This is a genomic window from Mycobacteroides sp. LB1, assembly GCF_013449725.1.
Classification (GTDB): Bacteria; Actinomycetota; Actinomycetes; order Mycobacteriales; family Mycobacteriaceae; genus Mycobacterium.
Map to the genome: position 1 here is coordinate 368,914 of NZ_JACCFF010000002.1, position 17,957 is coordinate 386,870.

The window sequence follows — 17,957 nt, forward strand, 5'->3', positions numbered from 1 at the left end:
TGGTCATGCCCCCCGACCGGCGGTGTCGGTCATCTCGGTGAGCTCGATCTGGTCGATCCGGCGTCCGTCCATACTCGCCACCCGTGCACGCCATCGCGGCAGTTCGGCAAACGGATGGTCGGGCACCACCGCCGACAACTCGACAGTCTCGCCGACCGTCGGGATGTGGCCGAGCTCCTGCAGCACCAGGCCGCCGATCGTCTCGTACTCACCTTCGGGGGCCCGGTAACCGGTCGCCGCGGAGACCTCGTCGATGCGCAGCAGACCCGATACCACCCAACCTCCGCCGGAGGACACCACGTCGGGGGTCGCGTCATCGTGCTCGTCCCGGACGTCGCCGACGATCTCCTCGATCATGTCCTCGACCGTCACCAGGCCTGCGGTGCCTCCGTATTCGTCGACCACCAGCGCAGTTTGCATACCGTTGGCCCTGACCTGCTCCATCACCGCGTCACCGTCGAGGGTCGAGGGCACCACCGCGACCGGCCGGGCGAGACTGGCCAACGTGGTCGTGGCGCGCTGACCCGGTGGCACCTCGAAGATCTGCTTGACGTGGACGATGCCGATCGTTGCGTCGAGATCGCCTTCGGTGATCGGGAATCGAGAAAAGCCGGTGTCGACGGCAAGGGCGACCAGATCGGCGACCGTGTCGGTGGCCTCGAGCGATTCGATCTCGGTGCGCGGCGTCATGAGCTCCTCGGCGGTGCGACTCCCGAATCGCAGCGACCGGTCGACCAGCAGCGCGGTGGTTTCGTCCAACGCGCCGCTGCGAGCCGAGGTTCGCACCAACGACCCCAGCTCCTGCGGTGATCGCGCCGACCGCAGCTCTTCGGCGGGTTCGATACCCATGCGGCGCAACACCCAATTGGCGATGCCGTTCAATGCCCGGATCGCGAAGCTGAACATCGCCGAGAACAGCACCATGGGACCCGAGGTGGCGCGTGAGGTCCAGATGGGGCGGGCCAGCGCGAAATTCTTGGGGACCAGCTCACCGAAGATCATCGATACCGAGGTGGCGATGATCAGCGCCAGCGCCAGCGATATCGCACTGCTTACCGCCACTCCGGTGTAGCCGAACAACTGCGTGAGCAGGCGCGCGATCACCGGCTCGGCCAGGTAGCCGGTGACGAGCGTGGTGATGGTGATACCGAGCTGGGCCCCCGACAGCTGGAACGACAGCGTGCCGTGCGCCCGTTTGACCATCCTGTCCCGGCTGTCACCGGTCTTGGCACGGGCCTCGATGGCGCTTCGTTCCAACGCGGTCAGGGAGAACTCTGCCGCTACGAAGAGCGCGGTCCCTGCGGTCAGGGCGACGAACGCAAGCAAGCTCAGCCCGGTGAGTAAGACCGTCACCGCTGGCGGGCCCCTTAAGTTGAGTGGTCACACGGTGTGACCGGCGTGAGGCTCATGGTAACGGTGCAGGTGGCCGGCAGGTACTCAACCGTCGCGGAGGGCGGTCACCAACCTTCGGGAAGCGGACGTCCCTCGGCGAATCCGGCGGCGGACTGGACACCCAGAACCACCCGCTCGTGCAGCTCGGCCAACGTGCGTGCGCCTACATAGGTGCAGGTACTGCGCACCCCCGAGATGATGTGATCGATCAGGTCCTCGACACCGGGACGTTGCGGGTCCAATTCGATCCTCGAGGTGGAAATACCCTCCTCGAAGAGGGTCTTGCGTGCCTGGTCGAAGGCGCTGTCGCCCGAGGTGCGGGCGGCCACCGCGCGTTTCGACGCCATGCCGAAGCTGTCCTTGTAGCGGCGGCCGCTGGCCGAGAGCTGCAGGTCTCCGGGAGATTCGTGAGTGCCTGCGAACCAGGAACCGATCATCACATTGGCGGCACCCGCGGCGAGCGCCAGCGCAACATCCCGCGGATGACGAACCCCGCCGTCGGCCCACACGTTCGCACCGAGTTCCCTTGCCGCGGCTGCACATTCGATGACTGCCGAGAGCTGTGGACGTCCCACCCCGGTCATCATCCGGGTAGTGCACATGGCGCCCGGGCCCACGCCCACCTTGACGATGCCGGCACCGGCCTCGATCAGATCACGGGTACCCTCGGCCGACACCACATTGCCCGCGGCGATCGGCACACCCAGCGACAACTCCGCGACCGAGGTGAGCATCTCGATCATCTTCTGCTGATGACCATGCGCGGTGTCGATGACCAGCAGGTCCACCCCGGCCTCCACCAAAGCGGTCGCCTTGGCCCGGACATCTCCGTTGATACCGACCGCACCGGCGATGCGTAAGCGCCCATTCGTGTCGACGGCAGGGGTGTACAGACCCGCCCGGATCGCCCCGGTGCGGGTGAGGATTCCCGCCATGGTTCCGTCCGGACGTGTCAGTACCGCAACCGGGATGTGCGCACCCTCCAGGCGATCGAAGATTGCCCGCGGATCGGTCCCCACCGGAGCTGTCACAAAGTCGATGGCCGCGATGTCGTGCACACGGGTAAACCTATCGATACCGGTACATGCCAGCTCGGTGACGAGCCCCAACGGCTTGCCGTGCTCGACCACCACCGCGGCCCCATGCGACCGCTTGTGAATCAGCGCCATCGCTTCGCCGGCCGAATCGTCCGGCGCCAGGGTCACCGGGGTGTCGTAGACCAGATCACGGCTCTTGACGAACTCGACGGTCTGCGCCACCGCTTGCACCGGAAGATCCTGCGGTAACACCGTGATACCGCCACGGCGAGCGACGGTCTCGGCCATCCGCCGTCCTGCCACCGCCGTCATATTGGCGACCACGATCGGGATCGTGGTGCCGGTGCCGTCGGCGGTGGTCAGGTCGACATCGAAGCGCGAGACGACATCCGAATGGTTCGGCACCACGAAGACGTCGTCGTAGGTGAGGTCGTATGGCGGCTGTTGCCCGTCAAGAAATCTCATGAGCCAACCGCCCTGTTAGGCAGACACTTCCGAACGGTCACCACTCCATAGCGTATGGAACTTGCCGGGGGAGTCGACACGCTCATAGGTGTGTGCGCCGAAGAAGTCGCGTTGGGCCTGGGTGAGGGCGGCGGGCAGGCGATCGGTGCGCAGACCGTCGTAGTACGACAGCGACGAGGCGAAACCGGGAACCGGAATTCCCAACTGCGTGGCCGTCACCACGACGCGGCGCCAACTGTCGATTCCGTTTTCGACGGCGGCCCGGAAGTACGGTGCGGCGATCAGCGTGGCGAGGTCCGGCTCGTCGGCGAACGCCTCCCTGACGCGGTTGAGGAACTGCGCTCGAATGATGCAGCCGCCTCGCCAGATGGTGGCCAGGTCACCGGGATGGACGTTCCAGCCGTACTCGGCACTGCCCGCGGCGATCTGGTTGAACCCCTGCGCATACGCGACGATCTTCGACGCATACAGGGCCTGCCGCACGTCTTCGACGAATTGCTTTGCATCGCTCGGCTTCTGGCCAAGCGCTCCGGAGGTGAACCCTGCGGCGGCGGCACGTTGCGGCCGTGAACCGGACAGCGCACGGGCGAAAACCGCCTCGGCGATGCCCGTCACCGGTACCCCGAGGTCCAAGGCAGATTTCACCGTCCAGCGGCCGGTGCCCTTCTGCTCGGCGGCGTCGACGATGACATCGACCAGCGGCTTACCGGTCTTGGCATCGGTGTGGGCCAACACATCCGCGGTGATCTCGATGAGGTAGCTCTCCAGCTCACCGCCGTTCCAGTCGGTGAACACCTCGGCGATCTGCGGTGCCGACATATCCAACGCGTCACGCAGCAGCTGGTAGGCCTCGCCGATCAGCTGCATATCGGAGTATTCGATACCGTTGTGCACCATCTTCACGAAATGCCCAGAACCGTCCGGGCCGATATGGGTGCAGCAGGGCGTGCCATCGACCTGGGCCGCAATGGATTCCAGCAGCGGACCCAGCGCCTTGTAGGACTCGACCGGGCCGCCCGGCATGATGGCCGGACCGTTCAGCGCACCCTCTTCGCCGCCCGAGATTCCGGCGCCGACGAAAAGCAGCCCGCGAGCGGCCAGCGCGGCCTCACGACGGATGGTGTCGGTGTACAGCGCGTTGCCGCCGTCGATGATGATGTCACCGGGCTCCATCGCGGCCGCGAGCTCTTCGATGACCGCGTCGGTGGGGTCGCCGGCCTTCACCATGATCAGGACGCGGCGCGGGCGTTCGAGGGCCGCGACGAACTCCTCGACCGTCTCACTGCGGATGAAGTTGCCGTCGGATCCATGATCGGCCAGCAGCGTGTCGGTCTTCGCGACCGACCGGTTGTGCAAGGCGACGGTATATCCGTGCCGTGCGAAGTTCCGCGCGATGTTCGAGCCCATGACGGCCAAACCCGTCACGCCGATCTGTGCCAATCCTTGCGCGCTTCCGCGCGCAGCGCCCTCTGCAGCCGTCACCGGCACATCCTTTCGTTGACGTGTTGTGCTCCACGGATTCTCGCGCAGGCACATTCGGCCCGCGAGCGCGGGTCACCTACTCGTGGGTTATCTACCGAACAGACGCTGTAGTTCGGTGAACCATGGGATGACGACAGCCAACGTCGGCACCACCAATATCGCCGCAGCGGCGGCATAGGCGCCGCACGACAGGAGAAGACTGTTTCCGCGCCCGCCCAGGCGGCGGACCCGGATAAGCGTGGTGGGTCCACCCGCGGCCATCGCGCCGACCGGCGTTGGGCCGCCCGCACACGCGACCAGCGCACGTGCCAGGGGTGTGGGCCCCGCCGTGCGCACTGCGGCATCATCGGCCAGCAGCTCCACCAGCAGTTTGACCGCGTCCAGCGCATTCCTGCTGCGGACGATCACGGGGAACGCGTCGTGGACGGCGGTGAATGCCTCCAGCACCAGGTCATGACGCGCACGCAGGTGGGCACGCTCGTGCGCGACGATCGCGGCGACCTCGTTGTGCCCCAGCGTGCTCAGCGTTCCCTCACTGACGACCACCCGGCTGCGTACACCCGGTAAGCAGTAGGCGAGTGGCTCGTCGACTTCAATCACCCGCAGGTCGTGATCCCGGCGGCGATGGATGTCGTAGCCGCCACGCCAGTTCTCGCAATATCGGCTGTGATCGAGCAGATCGACGATCGCCCGGTGGCGGGCACGACGGCGGCGGGTACGGACAGCGACCCGAATGACCGACACCATCAGCCGGATGCCGATGAGAATGGTGATCGCGAACACCACCACGTAGAGGAGCCACAAACCCCAACCGAGACGGTCGATTTCGCCGGTAATCGTGGCAGTCGGGTGGCCGTCTGGGCCCGGGACGAGAAGCCTGCTCGCCACCGCCAGCCCGGCGCTGAATGCCGAGAGCACAGCGGCCACGGCAATGGCTTGCCACAAGACCATGGCGGCACGTGGTGCACGGTAGGTCCACTGCGCATGCGCAAGCAATGCCGGTACAGGACCGGTCAGGAGCAGCGCGAGGATCGCAAACGCCACGGCGGACACATCACTAGTGTCCCTTACGGGGTGGGGCGACCGCCAGCAGATGGATCTTTCGCTTCGAGATCGGCCAGAGCCCGGCGCAATGCGTCGGCCTCATCGGGGCCGACACGCTCCACGAAGTGCACCAATGCGGCCTCGCGGGCGCCCGAGTTGTTGGCCTGTGCCAGCGCGTCCACCATCAGGCCCGCAACAAGTTCGTCACGGCCGTGCACAGGCGCGTAGCGGTGCGCACGGTCATCGCGATGCTGCACCACCAGATCTTTTTTGGCGAGGCGCTGCAGGACGGTCATCACGGTCGTATAGGCAAGGTCGCGCCGTGTCGACAGTGCCTCGTGGACCTGGCGGACAGTCTGGGGCTCGGGGGAGGACCACAGATGATCCATCACCGCGCGTTCAAGTTCGCCCAGGCGTGCCATTCCGAACATTCTACGTTCACCTCCGACGCAATGCCGTACTACATGGAGTCGTACTGATCCTGACAGCCAACGATCCGGGGTACGACCTTTGTTCCGGCCGCCGAATCGATCTCACCATGTGGGCCGTATCTACCGGCACAGCCCGATGATCAGGAGCTTTGGTGAGGGCTCTCACAACACCCGCACCTGGCAATGTCATCCTACATGTGGTTAGGCTTACCTATCTTGTCTACGTGAAGGAGGCTGCCAATCGTGACGCTGGCCATTGATGATCCGCTGATCGCGGGGATGTCCATCCGCCAATCACTGGCACTGCACGAATCGAGCGCCCGGCTTCGTGAGCTGTACCCGGAATGCCCACGTGCCTATGGTGTCGCCGTGATGTCCGATGTCGGACGCCGCCGATGGTGGCCGCTGGCGCGCGCACTGAACACCGATCGCCTTGAGCAGATGTACGCCCGCGCCATCGAGGAGACCGGCAGCGATGCGGTCGCCGTCCATCAGCTCGCGGACGCCCTCGTCCACACCGTGGTCGGCCGATTGGTGGCGCTGGTCGTCTTGGAGGGACGCGCCTGGGATCCGGGGCTCGGGAATTTATGGGTCTACTTCGACTCCGAGGGATGCATCGATTGGGCCGGCGTCGTCGACCCGACGCTGCGCGTGCTGCCCGACGACCCCGATAGAGACCGCGGACAGGTCGTGGTCTTTCCCGGCGAGGACGCACTCGCCGCATGGACCGCGCACCGGTGCCACCGCACACTGGCCCCGTTGTTCACGCGGCTGTCGCAGATCAGTTCCGGCGCAATGGAAATCGGGCAGATGTGGCAGCTGGTCGGATCGACCGTGGTGGGGGCGGCGACCCATGTTCCGCTGCTGGCGCGCTCGAGCGAGACCGACGGAATGCGGCGCGGCCAGGCGATCCTGGACCGATTCGTGACCCTCGGATTGCCGGTCCGCCACAAAGGGCTTGCAATTTAGGGCAGCCTTGCCTATCCTTAAACATGTCGAACGCGCTACAGCGCGACAAGACACCCGGACCGCCGCGGAGTCCTGAGGGCTGCAGAGACCCCCGGTCCATACGAAGGAAGGACCTCATGTGCTTCGGCACATGAGGTCCTTCTTCGTTATCGGGCATCTGGTTTCTCCGCGACCCCGTCTGATAACCCGGTCTGATAAGAAAGGGTGCATGTCTGACATTCCCGAGATCCTCAAGGCGATGGACAGGGCGCCATTCGACAAGCTCGTGGGGCTCGAATACACATCGCTCACACCCGACGGAGTGTCCGCCACTCTGACCATCACCGAAAACCTCTTGCAACCCAACGGGATCGTGCACGGCGGCGTGTACTGCTCGGTGGTCGAGAGCGTGGCCAGTGTGTCCGCATTTGTCTGGCGGGCCAACGCGCTGGGCGAGGAAGGCGCGGTCGTCGGGGTCAACAACAACACCGACTTCCTGCGCGCCATCTCGTCGGGCACGCTCACCGCGACATCCGCCCCGATACACCGAGGCCGCCGTCAGCAGCTGTGGCTCGTCACCATCACCGATGACGAGGATCGGACGATCGCGCGCGGGCAGGTGCGCCTACAGAACTTGTGAGACTCGGGTGGACGCGACCCCCGTGCGTCCACCCGAGCTCATTTCGAGAGATGGCGGCCAGCCCCCCGATGGTCGGGCCGCCATCTCCGTCCCCCCTGCCGGATCCGAGTCCCCACTTGGATCCGGGAGTCTTGTCAGCTCAGCTGCAGTTTGTCGACAATCCTGTCGGCCATCTTCTGCACCAGTTGCTTTGAGTTGCTCTGTGCGCAAACCTGCGTCTGCACAATCACATTCGCAACGCCGTTGAACGACACAAAGCAGCGGTATTTACTCGGGCCGTACACGAGCGCCCAATTCACCTTCTTGGTGGTCGACGCCGAGACCGACACCGTCACGGGCACCTTCTGTCCGCCGGGATCGGTGAAGTTGTAGGTCTTTCCGTCGCATTCCTTGATCTCGTCAGCGGCCTTCACGAACTGCGTCTGTGCGGCCTTCTGATCCGGGTATGCCGCGATCGCTTGATAGACCTGCGCTTCGGGGTTCTTGGCATTGTCTCCGAGCAGCATCTCGGTCGCGCGAAACGTCTCGTACTCTTTCCCCACAGATTCGACGGTCAGCGCTTGTGTCACATTGCAACTCGCGTTGTCGGACTCCGTGGCCGTGAAGGGCTTGTCCCGCTTGTTCGTCTTGGCGACACTTGTATCGAAAACCTTGGCAATCTCTTCGTCGGTGAACAGCGCCGACACCATGGCTTCCTCGGTGATCTTGTCCTGCCCCGGCCATCCCGTGAGACCGGCCGGACCGCTGCTCGTAGGGGCCGGAGCGGGCGCATTCACCGACCGTGAGGTCGTCGATGCGAGCGTCGATGTTTCGGTAGCCTGCTTCTGGCCGGAGCATCCGGTCAGCGCCAGCGCGGTGATCGCCGTCGCACACAGCAATGTCCGCACCCTCGTCCCCATCACTGTGCTGTTCATCAGACCCCCTGCCGTGCTCTTGGTCGCGGTCATGCCGGAATCCATTCCGCCATGCGGTCGACGATCGCGGTGACTATCGGAGCGCCATTGCCGTTTTGGCACAGCAGACCCCCGAAAAGCGCGTTGTTCTTGACCCGGTAGTCGTAGAAACAACGCCATCCGGCCGGCTTTCCGTCCTGAAGCTCCTGTCGCACCCATTTCACACTCGTGCCATTGTTCGTGAATTCGCCGATTCGCCATTCGGTGTCGCCCTCGGTCTGGCGGGAGTCCTGGCATGAAGTCAGCGACGGGGGATACGCCGCCTGAAGCTGACTCGCCGCAGCCTTCGCGTCGGGGAACAGCACGACGGCCTGCCACACGATGTGGTCGTACCGCTTCTCCGTTTCCTGTAGGCGAGAACCCCGGTAGGTCGTCCATTCCTCGCCGAGGCTTTCGCTACGCAACCCCGCGAGTGCCTGACATTTACCGCTCGCGGCCGAGTCGCTCGGACTAGTGGATTTGAACTCGTACGTCAGCGGGGATCCGACCAGTCTGCCGACGTCATCGGCGGAAATGAGGATCGAGTCCGCCTTGTCGGGCGTGACGAGCACCGGCGGAGGCGGTTCCAGCGAGGTCGTGACCGGTGGGGCACTGGACTTAGGGCTCGCGATCGCCTGGTCCTGCGCGCGATCGGAGGCAGTCGATGTCGCGGTCGCACCGACCGGTAGCGGTTTGATGCCACCGGAGTCCGTACTACAGCTCACTGCGAGTATCGCTGCCAGGCCAAGCCATCCGGCGGCCAACACGTGACGCATCCAAGTCCCTCCCTGTCGATTCAGACGCATATCGATTCAGACGCATATCGACCCAAATCATGGCTACATCGGATCGCTGGTGCCTAGTGTTACATGGTTGCCATCGAGCGCGGGTGCAGCTTGCGGACTGTTTCACGCACCTCACGACGCCGACGATGCCGCGTGGCCCAGATCGTGGCAGGATCGCCGTTTATGCGATTGACCCCGCACGAGCAGGAACGGCTGCTGATCTCCTATGCCGCGGAATTGGCACGGCGACGCCAGTCTCGGGGTTTGCGCCTCAACCACCCCGAAGCCATCGCGATCATCGCCGACCATCTCCTCGAAGGTGCCCGCGACGGCCGGACCGTCTCGGAGTTGATGGTCAGCGGACGTGAGGTGCTGGGGCGCGACCACGTCATGGACGGTGTGCCCGAGATGATCCCGGATGTCCAAGTGGAGGCCACCTTCCCCGATGGCACCAAACTCGTTACCGTTCACCACCCGATCGGATGAGCCAGATGATTCCCGGCGAGTATCTGTTCGCACCGGACGATATCGAGCTCAACGCGGGTGCCGCGGTCCTCGAGCTCGACGTCGTCAACACTGGAGACCGCCCGGTGCAGGTGGGCAGCCACGTTCACTTCCCACAGTCCAATCCAGCGCTCGACTTCGACCGGACGGCCGCGCACGGCCGTCGGTTGCATATACCGGCCGGTACTGCGGTGCGATTCGAACCCGGTGTCGCCCAAAGAGTTCGGCTGGTACCGCTACGTGGCCGCCGCGAAGTGCACGGGCTCACGCTCGATGCCCCAGGCAAGTTAGACGGCGATGAGCCGCTTGCGCGAAGAGCAGATGGCCGGGGCCCGGCATGACAAGACTGTCACGGGAGCACTACGCCAAGCTTTACGGACCAACCACAGGCGATCGGATCCGGTTGGCCGATACCGATCTGCTTATCGAGATCACCGAAGATCGCTGTGGCGGACCTGGTTTGGCGGGCGAAGAGGCCGTCTTCGGCGGCGGCAAGGTACTGCGCGAGTCGATGGGACAGAGTCGACTGACCCGTGCCGAAGGAGCGCCGGACACCGTCATTACCGGTGCCATCATCATTGATCACTGGGGAATCATCAAGGCGGACATCGGCATTCGCGACGGTCGTATCGTCGGCATCGGCAAGGCCGGCAACCCCGACATCATGGACGGGGTCCATCCTCAGCTGATCGTCGGCCCGTCGACGGAGATCATTGCCGGTAACGACCGGATCGTCACAGCGGGCGGAATCGACTGTCACGTCCACTTCATCTGTCCGCAGCTGGTCGACGAGGCCATCGGCGGCGGTATCACCACCATGATCGGTGGCGGCACCGGGCCCGCCGAGGGCAGCAAGGCCACGACCGTCACACCCGGCGCCTGGCATCTGGGGCGGATGCTGCAGGCCCTGGATCAATGGCCGGTCAACGTGCTTCTACTCGGCAAGGGGAACACCGTCAACCCCGAGTCCATGTGGGAGCAATTACGCGGCGGGGCAGCAGGTTTCAAGTTGCACGAGGACTGGGGTACCACACCGGCGGTCATCGATGCCTGCCTGCGGGTCGCGGACGAGGCGGATGTCCAGGTCGCGCTGCACTCGGACACGCTGAACGAAACGGGGTTCGTGGAGAGCACGCTGGCGGCCATCGCCGGGCGCGGAATCCACGCCTATCACACCGAGGGTGCCGGTGGCGGTCACGCTCCCGACATCATCACCGTTGCCAGCCACCCGAATGTGATGCCCAGTTCCACCAACCCGACGCGTCCACATACGATCAACACTCTCGATGAGCACCTCGACATGCTCATGGTCTGCCATCATCTCAATGCCGCCGTGCCGGAGGACCTAGCGTTCGCGGAGAGCCGGATTCGCCCGTCGACGATCGCGGCCGAGGATCTACTGCACGATATCGGTGCGATCTCGATGATCGGCAGCGACAGCCAGGCCATGGGGCGCATCGGCGAGGTGGTTATGCGTACCTGGCAGACCGCGCATGTCATGAAGAAGCGCCGTGGCGCACTCCCGGGGGACGGAGCTGCCGATAACAACCGGGTACGCCGGTACGTCGCGAAATACACCATCTGCCCGGCGATTACCCATGGCATCGATCACGAGTTGGGTTCGGTGGAGGTAGGCAAGCTCGCCGATCTGGTGATGTGGGAACCCGCGTTCTTCGGGGTGCGGCCGCACATAGTCATCAAGGGCGGTGCCATCGCCTGGGCTGCCATGGGTGATGCGAACGCCTCCATTCCCACCCCGCAACCCGTCCTGCCACGGCCGATGTTCGGCGCCATGCCCAATGTGGCCCCCGGATTGGCCGTGCATTTCGTGTCACCGACCGCGATCGAGGACGATCTGGCGGCCCGACTTGGGTTGCGGCGCAGACTGGTTCCCACCCGCAATGTCCGTCATCGCGGCAAGGCCGACCTACCGCTCAACGATGCGATGCCGGATATCCAGGTCGATCCCGACACCTTCACGGTGCGCATCGACGGCGAGGTGTGGCAGGAGCAGCCGGCCACGGAACTGCCCATGGCACAACGGTATTTTCTATTCTGATGGGAGCTACGGATACTTCCGGGACCACGGCGTTGCTGCTGTCGCTGGCAGATTCCCGGTTGCCCACCGGTTCACATGTGCATTCCGGTGGGGCGGAGGAGGCCATCGCCCAGGGCCTCGTACGGGACTGCGTGACGCTCAATGCCTTTCTGCGGCGTCGCATTCGGACTCACGGCCTGGTCGCGGCGTCTATCGCCGCCGCCATCACATCCGGGCGGCTGGATCCCGTGCGAGCGGATGCCGAAACGGATGCGCGGACTCCGTCACAGGCCGCCCGGCACGCCTCTCGCGCCCAGGGCCGCGGGCTCCGACGCCTGGCCGGTTCGGCCTGGCCGCAGATCGACTGGAGCCCACACGGTCGGCAGCCGCATCTGGCCGTTGTCTACGGCATCATCGGAGCGGCTACAGGGTTGACGGGACGTGAGATCGCGCTCGTCGTCGTCTACACCACCCTGACCGGGTCGGCCACCGCAGGCCAACGCCTGCTGGCGCTGGATCCGGCGGAGGTGGCGGTGGGCACGCTGGCCCTAATGGGCCTATGCGAGGAGACGGCGACACTGGCCGCCACCGAGCTCGCCAGCTTGTCCGATCCGTTACAGGATGTTCTCGCCGAGCAGCACCTCACACGCGAACGCCCGCTTTTTGTTTCGTAGTTTTTTAGTAGTACTTCTGTAGCACTACCACGATTGGATTGATATGCCACCGCATCTCCTTGACGGCCAGCCCCATCACCACATCGACAGGCCACGTCGTGTACGTCAGCCGGGGGAGCCGCTGCGCATCGGGATCGGCGGACCGGTGGGATCGGGCAAGACCGCGCTGGTCGCCGCGTTGTGCCGCACGCTGCGCGACGAGATCTCGGTGGCGGTGCTCACCAACGACATCTACACCACCGAGGATGCGGACTTCCTGCGCCGGCACGCCGTGCTTCCCGATGAACGCATCACCGCGGTACAAACGGGAGGCTGTCCGCATACCGCGATCCGCGACGACATCACCGCGAACCTGGATGCCATCGAAGATCTGATCGCCGCCAACGATCCACTCGACCTCATCCTCGTCGAATCGGGCGGGGATAACCTCACCGCCACCTTCTCCTCGGGCCTGATCGACGTGCAGATCTTTGTCGTCGACGTGGCCGGTGGTGACAAGGTGCCACGCAAAGGCGGTCCCGGCGTGACGTTCTCGGATCTTCTCGTCATCAACAAGACCGATCTGGCCCCCATGGTGGGCGCCGATCTGGGGGTGATGGCCCGCGATGCGACGGCCGTGCGCCAGGGACGTCCAACCGCGATGATCTCGTTGACCGAGGACCCGACGGCCGCCGAGGTGTTGGCCTGGGTGCGAAATCATCTCGACGAGGCGCGCGCTGCCGACCATGCGCACTGAGGTCGTCCTCATTGCAACCAAGGGGCAGCTGCCGCGGATGCGCTGCTCCGGAAGTCTGCAGGCCCGACTCACCTCCACCGATACCGTCCATCTTGTCGGAGTGGCCGCGAGTCCGCTTGGTGGCGATGAGATCTCGGTGCATATCGAGGTAGGTGAGAACGCGGTGTTGCGGGTGCGATCCGTGGCGGCCACGGTGGCCCTGCCCGGCCGCGATACCGTCCACTCCTCGACCGCATGGGCCTGCTCGGTGGAGGGCGAACTGGATCTCGACCCGGCGCCCACCATCGTCGCGGCCAACGCCGCCCACCATTCCCACGTCACGGTGCACGGATCAGCGGGCGCCAGCCTGCGACTACGGGAGCGCGTGCAGATCGGCAGGGCAGGGGAGTCTTCGGGATTCTGGAGCGGCCGGCTTGACGCGGATGTGGGCGATCGCCCCCTGCTACGGCATCGCGTCGAACTCGGTGCGGGATCGGTGACGGATGACGAGCTGGGCTGCCCGTTGGCATTGATCAGCGAACTACGTTATCCAACAATGGATTCCATAGAGACAAGCCCTATCGATGCCACCCTGCTGCACCTCGCCGGCGACGCCACCCTGCTCACGTGGCAGGGACGGCGTCTACCGGCAGATTAGCTTGCGGCCTTTTCTTCTTCCCGCGCAACCTCGTCGCTGGATTCGTCTTCGCCATTCTTTTCGGCGACGAGCTCCTCAAGTTGGTCCAAACGTGTTCGCGCCCAGGCTTGCTGCTCGGTGATGGCCATCTGGCCCCGCGATCGCGTGACGAACGCGATGGACCACAGAATCAGCGTCACGAGCCTGTTTTTGAACCCGACGAGGTACACCAGGTGCAGCGCCAGCCACATGAGCCAGGCGATGAATCCGCTGAACTCCAATGGCCCGATCTTGCACACCGCGCTGTAGCGCGACACGGTGGCCATCGACCCCTTGTCAAAGAACTTGAACGGGGTGCGGTTCTCAGGACTGCGGCCACCGAGTTCCGCCTTGATCTGCTTGGCGGCGTAACGACCACCCTGAATAGCACCCTGGGCCACACCGGGCACCCCATCCACGGCCATCATGTCGCCGACCACGTACACATTGGGGTGCCCCGGGATCGTCAGATCCGGACCCACCTTGACGCGACCGGCGCGGTCGAGTTCGACACCCGACTGCTCGGCCAACGTCTTGCCCAGTGGGCTCGCGGACACGCCGGCCGACCACACCTTGCACGAGGATTCGATGCGCTTGGTGGTGCCGTCCGAGTACTTGACGGTCAAACCGTTGCGGTCCACGTCGGTGACCATGGCGCCCAGCTGGATCTCGACACCCATCTTCTCCAGCCGCTTGCGCGCCTTGTTGCCCAGCTTTTCGCCAAACGGCGGCAGTATCGCGGGTGCGGCATCCAGCAGGATCACCCGCGCGTCCGTCGGATCGATGTGACGGAAGGTGCCCTTGAGCGTCTCGTTGGCCAATTCGGCTATCTGCCCGGCCATCTCGACTCCGGTGGGCCCGGCGCCAACCACCGTGAACGTCATGAGCTTCCGACGACGCTCGGGGTCACTGGAGCGCTCCGCCATTTCAAAGGCGCCGAGAATCTTTCCGCGCAGTTCCAGGGCGTCATCGATCGACTTCATGCCGGGGGCCCACTCGGCGAATTGATCGTTGCCAAAGTAGGACTGACCCGCGCCGGCAGCGACAATCAGACTGTCGTATGGCGTCTTGTAGTCATGCCCGAGCAGCGTGGAGTGCACGAACTGGTTCTCCAGGTCGATGCCGGTCACGTCTCCGAGAACTACCTGAGCGTTGTGCTGGTTCTTCAAGATCTGCCGGGTCGGCGGCGCGATCTCACCCTCGGAGATGATCCCGGTGGCCACCTGGTACAGCAGCGGCTGGAACAGGTGGTGCGTGGTGCGGGCGATCAGGGTGATGTCAACGTTGGCTCGCTTGAGCGTCTTGGCGGCGGTGAGCCCACCGAATCCGGAGCCGATGATGACCACGCGGTGCCTGGGCGACAGGGCATCCTTGATCTTGGACTGTGGGTTGGCGGCGTCGGCGACATGAGGCACCGCGGGGCTGGCGGCGTCTGGTGTCGTGCTCATCGATCACTCCTCGTCGAATGGCGTCTCAACTGGGGTTATTAACCTTGATTGACACTTGGTGCAACACCACAACCGTAGTCGGGATTTCCATGCACGTCGCGTCACTTAGTTTAGCGAAATATCTCACAAAGCCTTTGGGTGCCAGCCCGGATCACGTCCCGACATCGCAAGCATGTGATCGAACCGTGGGGTTCCCGGGGGGACCGGCACCTGCGGGCCAAACAAACCCGGTGTTCCGCCATCCGAGGCCAGCGCAGTGAGGAACCCGTACAGACCCGGATCCGTGCCTTCGGGCAGGTCGAACGGCTGACCCGTCGCGGCCGCCAAATCCCAGCCGTGCAGCACTAATTCGTCGAGGGCCACCATCGCCACCTGATCGTTGGGCATGACGGTTCCGGCGATCGTCGCCTCGCCCTCCCAGGATTGCGGCTCCGCCCATGTCGCGACGAGATCCGTCAGCCGCTGCGGTAGCAGCGTCCGCCACTCCGGATCGAGGTCCTCCGTGAAGGACGGTCCCGACAGGTCGATGCCCAACGCCGCGGCCTTCTCCGGCTGGATGACAAATCGGAAGGCCATCGACAGACCCATGAGGTGATTCAGCAGCGCACGAACCGTGAGTTCCGCACAGGGAGTCGGGTTACCCAAGTCGTTGTCAGACACTCCGGGAAGAAGTGCTTCCACCGCCGCTGCGGCGGGTTGCAGGCTGAATGGCGCATCCATATCCCACATCCTGCCGAAGGATTGCGCGATACAGACCGAATCCGGCCGACTAGTCCTTGAACAGCGGGCGAAGAGTGCTACCGATCGATTCCACCACGCCGGGGATGTGCCCGTTACCCGGCACGTTGAGGGTGATGGAGTCGATTCCCTGATCGAGGATGCGAGTCTGCACCTGCTCGGCGATCTCTTCGGGGCTGCCCACCAGTGTCCTTCCGAGTACCTGCGCCTTGACATCCTCGGGCAGAGTTTCCAAGTCCAGACCGTTCTTGCGCAGGTGCTCACCGGCCTGTTTCCAGGCTGCGGCCGAATCCTCGTCGACGAACACCGAGAAGAAGGCCGAGGTTTCCAGGGTCGATGGATCGCGGCCGGCCTCCTCGCAGCGCTGCCGCAGCACCGACAACTTGTGCGGGATCTCGTCCAGCGCGCTGAGCAGGTTCAGGTGATCGGCGTACTTCACCGCCAGACCGAATGTCTTCTTCTCGCCGCTGCCGCCGATCATGATCGGGATGTTCGATCGGTAGCGGGGCTCGTTGATGGCGGTCTCGGTGCGGTAGTACTTGCCATCGAAGGTGGGCCGCTCACCGCGCAGCATCGGCGGGATGATCTCCAGCGCCTCGCTCAGCCGCTCGAAGCGGTCGGTGAAGGTGCCGAACTCGAAACCCAGTTGCTGATGCTCCAGCTCAAACCAACCCGCGCCGATACCCAGAATCGCGCGTCCGCCGCTGACCACGTCGAGCGTGGTGACGGCCTTCGCAAGCAGTGTGGGGTTCCGGTACGTGTTGCCGGTGACCAATGTGGAGAGCTGGATGGTGCTGGTGGCACTGGCCAGCGCACCCAACGCCGTGTACGCCTCCAGCATCGGCTCGTCGGGGGCGCCGATCATGGGCAGTTGGTAGAAGTGGTCCATCACGAAGACCGTGTCGAAGCCCGACGCCTCCGCCTCACGCGTCTGTCTGACGACGGTGGGGAAGAGCTCGGCGACGCCGGTGCCGTAGGAGAAATTGGGGATCTGCAAACCGAGCCGAATGGTCACTCGGTCAGCGTACGCCCGAATCGCAGGTACAGCATTGATCTTGCGTTACAAGGCAATTCGACAAAAAACCTGGAGTGCACTCCAGGTCTGGATTAACGGACGCCGGCGGGAACGCCGCGGCTGACGTGCAGGGTCTGACCGGTGATGTGACGCGCCTGTGAGCTGGTGAGGAACAACGCCAAGCGGGCGATCTCCGCGGCGACCAGCTCCTGCGCATCCCCGACACTGTCGAGACCGTCGTAATTGGCCTCGGCCGGCTGCCCGGGCGCGATGGTGTTGATGGTGATCCCGCGGGTACCCATCCGCTCGGCCTGTTCGGCGGTCCACGCGGACAACGCGGCCTTGGCGGCAGTGGTTGCGCCGGACCGGTCATGGGTGCCCAGCATGCACAGGTTGATGATGGCCGCACCGGAACGCAGGCGGTCCCCGACGGCCTGCACCGTCAGCACCGCGGTCAGCACGCTGGATTCGTACCGGGACAGCCATGCCTCGCCGGTATCGGTGAGGGTGCCCAGATGCGGTCCGGGCTCACTCCACACGGGATTGGGGATGTTGACGATGGCGTCCAGGTACTGGGGGAACAGCTCGACGTTCTCTTCCAGGCTGTCCGGGTCGGCGTTATCGCATACAACGGCATCGACCTCGAGCTCCTTGGCTGCGATCTCCAGCTCGTCGGCGTTGGGCCCGGTGATGACCACGCGATGGCCGGCGTTGCGGAACTCCGCGGCCACCGCTCGGCCGACCTCGTTAACCGCTCCGGTTACCAGTACGTCCATGGCGGGTCCTTCCTCACCTAACTTGCAGGCACGGCACCTACACGCTGTCCCGTGCACTTTTCCCTACCGAACCAGCGATGATCCAGCACGATCGTGACACAACCCGGACCTCATACCCCGGATTTGGCGGCCGGGTCGCACGGGTTTGACCCCCAATATTACTGGACGGTAGCAATACCCTTGACCGCCGCATCGGTGGCAGACAATGGCTAGGGTT

19 protein-coding genes are annotated in these 17,957 nt (G+C 64.5%); 8 read left to right on the top strand and 11 right to left on the bottom strand.

The features are described 5' to 3' along the window. Nucleotides 1-3: 3 nt before the first annotated feature. From MLB1_RS12500 to MLB1_RS12520, 5 genes are all read right to left on the bottom strand, one after another. Nucleotides 4-1,353: a hemolysin family protein gene (locus MLB1_RS12500; RefSeq protein WP_180750126.1), complete on the bottom strand. Its 1,350-nt coding sequence runs from the start codon at nucleotides 1,351-1,353 to the stop codon at nucleotides 4-6. A gap of 104 nt (nucleotides 1,354-1,457) precedes the next feature. Then, on the bottom strand, nucleotides 1,458-2,894 hold the full coding sequence (locus MLB1_RS12505; protein ID WP_180750127.1) for a GuaB1 family IMP dehydrogenase-related protein: 1,437 nt from the start codon (nucleotides 2,892-2,894) through the stop codon (nucleotides 1,458-1,460). Between the two features lie 15 nt (nucleotides 2,895-2,909). After that, nucleotides 2,910-4,376 carry an NADP-dependent phosphogluconate dehydrogenase gene (gene gndA, locus MLB1_RS12510; protein WP_371750612.1) on the bottom strand — a complete coding sequence of 489 codons (1,467 nt, stop codon included), beginning with the start codon at nucleotides 4,374-4,376 and terminating at the stop codon, nucleotides 2,910-2,912. Between the two features lie 87 nt (nucleotides 4,377-4,463). Then, nucleotides 4,464-5,429 carry a M56 family metallopeptidase gene (locus MLB1_RS12515; protein WP_180750129.1) on the bottom strand — a complete coding sequence of 322 codons (966 nt, stop codon included), beginning with the start codon at nucleotides 5,427-5,429 and terminating at the stop codon, nucleotides 4,464-4,466. A 14-nt stretch (nucleotides 5,430-5,443) separates the two neighbouring features. Then, complete coding sequence (locus tag MLB1_RS12520; RefSeq protein ID WP_180750130.1) at nucleotides 5,444-5,851, bottom strand: BlaI/MecI/CopY family transcriptional regulator; 408 nt, start codon at nucleotides 5,849-5,851, stop codon at nucleotides 5,444-5,446. Nucleotides 5,852-6,130: 279 nt separating this feature from the next. Here MLB1_RS12520 and MLB1_RS12525 point away from each other — a divergent pair, with 279 nt between their 5' ends. Continuing rightward, entirely contained in the window at nucleotides 6,131-6,820 is a 690-nt protein-coding gene (locus tag MLB1_RS12525; RefSeq protein ID WP_255485929.1) for an iron reductase, read from the top strand. Between the two features lie 208 nt (nucleotides 6,821-7,028). Continuing rightward, nucleotides 7,029-7,439 carry a PaaI family thioesterase gene (locus MLB1_RS12530; protein ID WP_180750132.1) on the top strand — a complete coding sequence of 137 codons (411 nt, stop codon included), beginning with the start codon at nucleotides 7,029-7,031 and terminating at the stop codon, nucleotides 7,437-7,439. A 134-nt stretch (nucleotides 7,440-7,573) separates the two neighbouring features. On the opposite strand, the gene MLB1_RS12535 is transcribed toward MLB1_RS12530, so the two are convergent. Both MLB1_RS12535 and MLB1_RS12540 read right to left on the bottom strand, forming a co-directional pair. Then, nucleotides 7,574-8,386, bottom strand: coding sequence for a sensor domain-containing protein (locus MLB1_RS12535; protein ID WP_180750133.1), 813 nt, complete (start codon nucleotides 8,384-8,386; stop codon nucleotides 7,574-7,576). Beyond that, a complete protein-coding gene (locus MLB1_RS12540) occupies nucleotides 8,383-9,147 on the bottom strand; it encodes a sensor domain-containing protein (RefSeq protein ID WP_180750134.1) in 765 nt (254 codons plus the stop codon). The genes MLB1_RS12535 and MLB1_RS12540 overlap by 4 nt, the downstream gene beginning before the upstream one ends. Before the next feature lie 192 nt (nucleotides 9,148-9,339). Here MLB1_RS12540 and MLB1_RS12545 point away from each other — a divergent pair, with 192 nt between their 5' ends. The 6 genes from MLB1_RS12545 to MLB1_RS12570 are packed head-to-tail and all read left to right on the top strand — an operon-like array spanning nucleotide 9,340 to nucleotide 13,745. After that, a complete protein-coding gene (locus MLB1_RS12545; RefSeq protein ID WP_180750369.1) occupies nucleotides 9,340-9,642 on the top strand; it encodes an urease subunit gamma in 303 nt (100 codons plus the stop codon). Nucleotides 9,643-9,647: 5 nt separating this feature from the next. Next, nucleotides 9,648-10,001, top strand: a complete 354-nt coding sequence (locus MLB1_RS12550) for an urease subunit beta (protein ID WP_180750370.1) — start codon at nucleotides 9,648-9,650, stop codon at nucleotides 9,999-10,001. Further along, nucleotides 9,998-11,719, top strand: a complete 1,722-nt coding sequence (locus tag MLB1_RS12555; RefSeq protein ID WP_180750135.1) for an urease subunit alpha — start codon at nucleotides 9,998-10,000, stop codon at nucleotides 11,717-11,719. Before MLB1_RS12550 ends, MLB1_RS12555 begins: the two co-directional genes overlap by 4 nt. Continuing rightward, a complete protein-coding gene (locus tag MLB1_RS12560; protein WP_180750136.1) occupies nucleotides 11,719-12,372 on the top strand; it encodes an urease accessory UreF family protein in 654 nt (217 codons plus the stop codon). Before MLB1_RS12555 ends, MLB1_RS12560 begins: the two co-directional genes overlap by 1 nt. A 43-nt stretch (nucleotides 12,373-12,415) precedes the next feature. After that, nucleotides 12,416-13,108, top strand: coding sequence for an urease accessory protein UreG (ureG, locus tag MLB1_RS12565; RefSeq protein WP_180750137.1), 693 nt, complete (start codon nucleotides 12,416-12,418; stop codon nucleotides 13,106-13,108). After that, nucleotides 13,098-13,745, top strand: a complete 648-nt coding sequence (locus MLB1_RS12570) for an urease accessory protein UreD (protein WP_180750138.1) — start codon at nucleotides 13,098-13,100, stop codon at nucleotides 13,743-13,745. The genes ureG and MLB1_RS12570 overlap by 11 nt, the downstream gene beginning before the upstream one ends. Here MLB1_RS12570 and MLB1_RS12575 read toward each other — a convergent pair. The 4 genes from MLB1_RS12575 to MLB1_RS12590 form a co-directional block, all read right to left on the bottom strand. Beyond that, complete coding sequence (locus tag MLB1_RS12575; protein ID WP_180750139.1) at nucleotides 13,742-15,211, bottom strand: NAD(P)/FAD-dependent oxidoreductase; 1,470 nt, start codon at nucleotides 15,209-15,211, stop codon at nucleotides 13,742-13,744. The two genes, MLB1_RS12570 and MLB1_RS12575, sit on opposite strands and share 4 nt — an antisense overlap. 123 nt (nucleotides 15,212-15,334) lie before the next feature. Further along, complete coding sequence (locus MLB1_RS12580) at nucleotides 15,335-15,931, bottom strand: TIGR03086 family metal-binding protein (protein ID WP_180750140.1); 597 nt, start codon at nucleotides 15,929-15,931, stop codon at nucleotides 15,335-15,337. A 49-nt stretch (nucleotides 15,932-15,980) separates the two neighbouring features. After that, on the bottom strand, nucleotides 15,981-16,964 hold the full coding sequence (locus tag MLB1_RS12585; protein WP_180750141.1) for an LLM class F420-dependent oxidoreductase: 984 nt from the start codon (nucleotides 16,962-16,964) through the stop codon (nucleotides 15,981-15,983). Nucleotides 16,965-17,056: 92 nt separating this feature from the next. After that, nucleotides 17,057-17,740 carry an SDR family oxidoreductase gene (locus MLB1_RS12590; RefSeq protein ID WP_180750142.1) on the bottom strand — a complete coding sequence of 228 codons (684 nt, stop codon included), beginning with the start codon at nucleotides 17,738-17,740 and terminating at the stop codon, nucleotides 17,057-17,059. Between the last annotated feature and the right edge of the window lie 217 nt (nucleotides 17,741-17,957).

What these genes read in the sequence shown, in the direction of transcription:
- MLB1_RS12505 (WP_180750127.1), bottom strand. Translation starts at nt 2,894, where the DNA reads ATGAGATTTCTTGACGGGCAACAGCCGCCATACGACCTCACCTACGAC.
- MLB1_RS12520 (WP_180750130.1), bottom strand. Translation starts at nt 5,851, where the DNA reads ATGTTCGGAATGGCACGCCTGGGCGAACTTGAACGCGCGGTGATGGAT.
- MLB1_RS12525 (WP_255485929.1), top strand. Translation starts at nt 6,131, where the DNA reads ATGTCCATCCGCCAATCACTGGCACTGCACGAATCGAGCGCCCGGCTT.
- MLB1_RS12530 (WP_180750132.1), top strand. Translation starts at nt 7,029, where the DNA reads ATGTCTGACATTCCCGAGATCCTCAAGGCGATGGACAGGGCGCCATTC.
- MLB1_RS12535 (WP_180750133.1), bottom strand. Translation starts at nt 8,386, where the DNA reads ATGACCGCGACCAAGAGCACGGCAGGGGGTCTGATGAACAGCACAGTG.
- MLB1_RS12540 (WP_180750134.1), bottom strand. Translation starts at nt 9,147, where the DNA reads ATGCGTCACGTGTTGGCCGCCGGATGGCTTGGCCTGGCAGCGATACTC.
- MLB1_RS12545 (WP_180750369.1), top strand. Translation starts at nt 9,340, where the DNA reads ATGCGATTGACCCCGCACGAGCAGGAACGGCTGCTGATCTCCTATGCC.
- MLB1_RS12550 (WP_180750370.1), top strand. Translation starts at nt 9,648, where the DNA reads ATGATTCCCGGCGAGTATCTGTTCGCACCGGACGATATCGAGCTCAAC.
- MLB1_RS12555 (WP_180750135.1), top strand. Translation starts at nt 9,998, where the DNA reads ATGACAAGACTGTCACGGGAGCACTACGCCAAGCTTTACGGACCAACC.
- MLB1_RS12560 (WP_180750136.1), top strand. Translation starts at nt 11,719, where the DNA reads ATGGGAGCTACGGATACTTCCGGGACCACGGCGTTGCTGCTGTCGCTG.
- ureG (WP_180750137.1), top strand. Translation starts at nt 12,416, where the DNA reads ATGCCACCGCATCTCCTTGACGGCCAGCCCCATCACCACATCGACAGG.
- MLB1_RS12570 (WP_180750138.1), top strand. Translation starts at nt 13,098, where the DNA reads ATGCGCACTGAGGTCGTCCTCATTGCAACCAAGGGGCAGCTGCCGCGG.
- MLB1_RS12575 (WP_180750139.1), bottom strand. Translation starts at nt 15,211, where the DNA reads ATGAGCACGACACCAGACGCCGCCAGCCCCGCGGTGCCTCATGTCGCC.
- MLB1_RS12580 (WP_180750140.1), bottom strand. Translation starts at nt 15,931, where the DNA reads ATGGATGCGCCATTCAGCCTGCAACCCGCCGCAGCGGCGGTGGAAGCA.
- MLB1_RS12590 (WP_180750142.1), bottom strand. Translation starts at nt 17,740, where the DNA reads ATGGACGTACTGGTAACCGGAGCGGTTAACGAGGTCGGCCGAGCGGTG.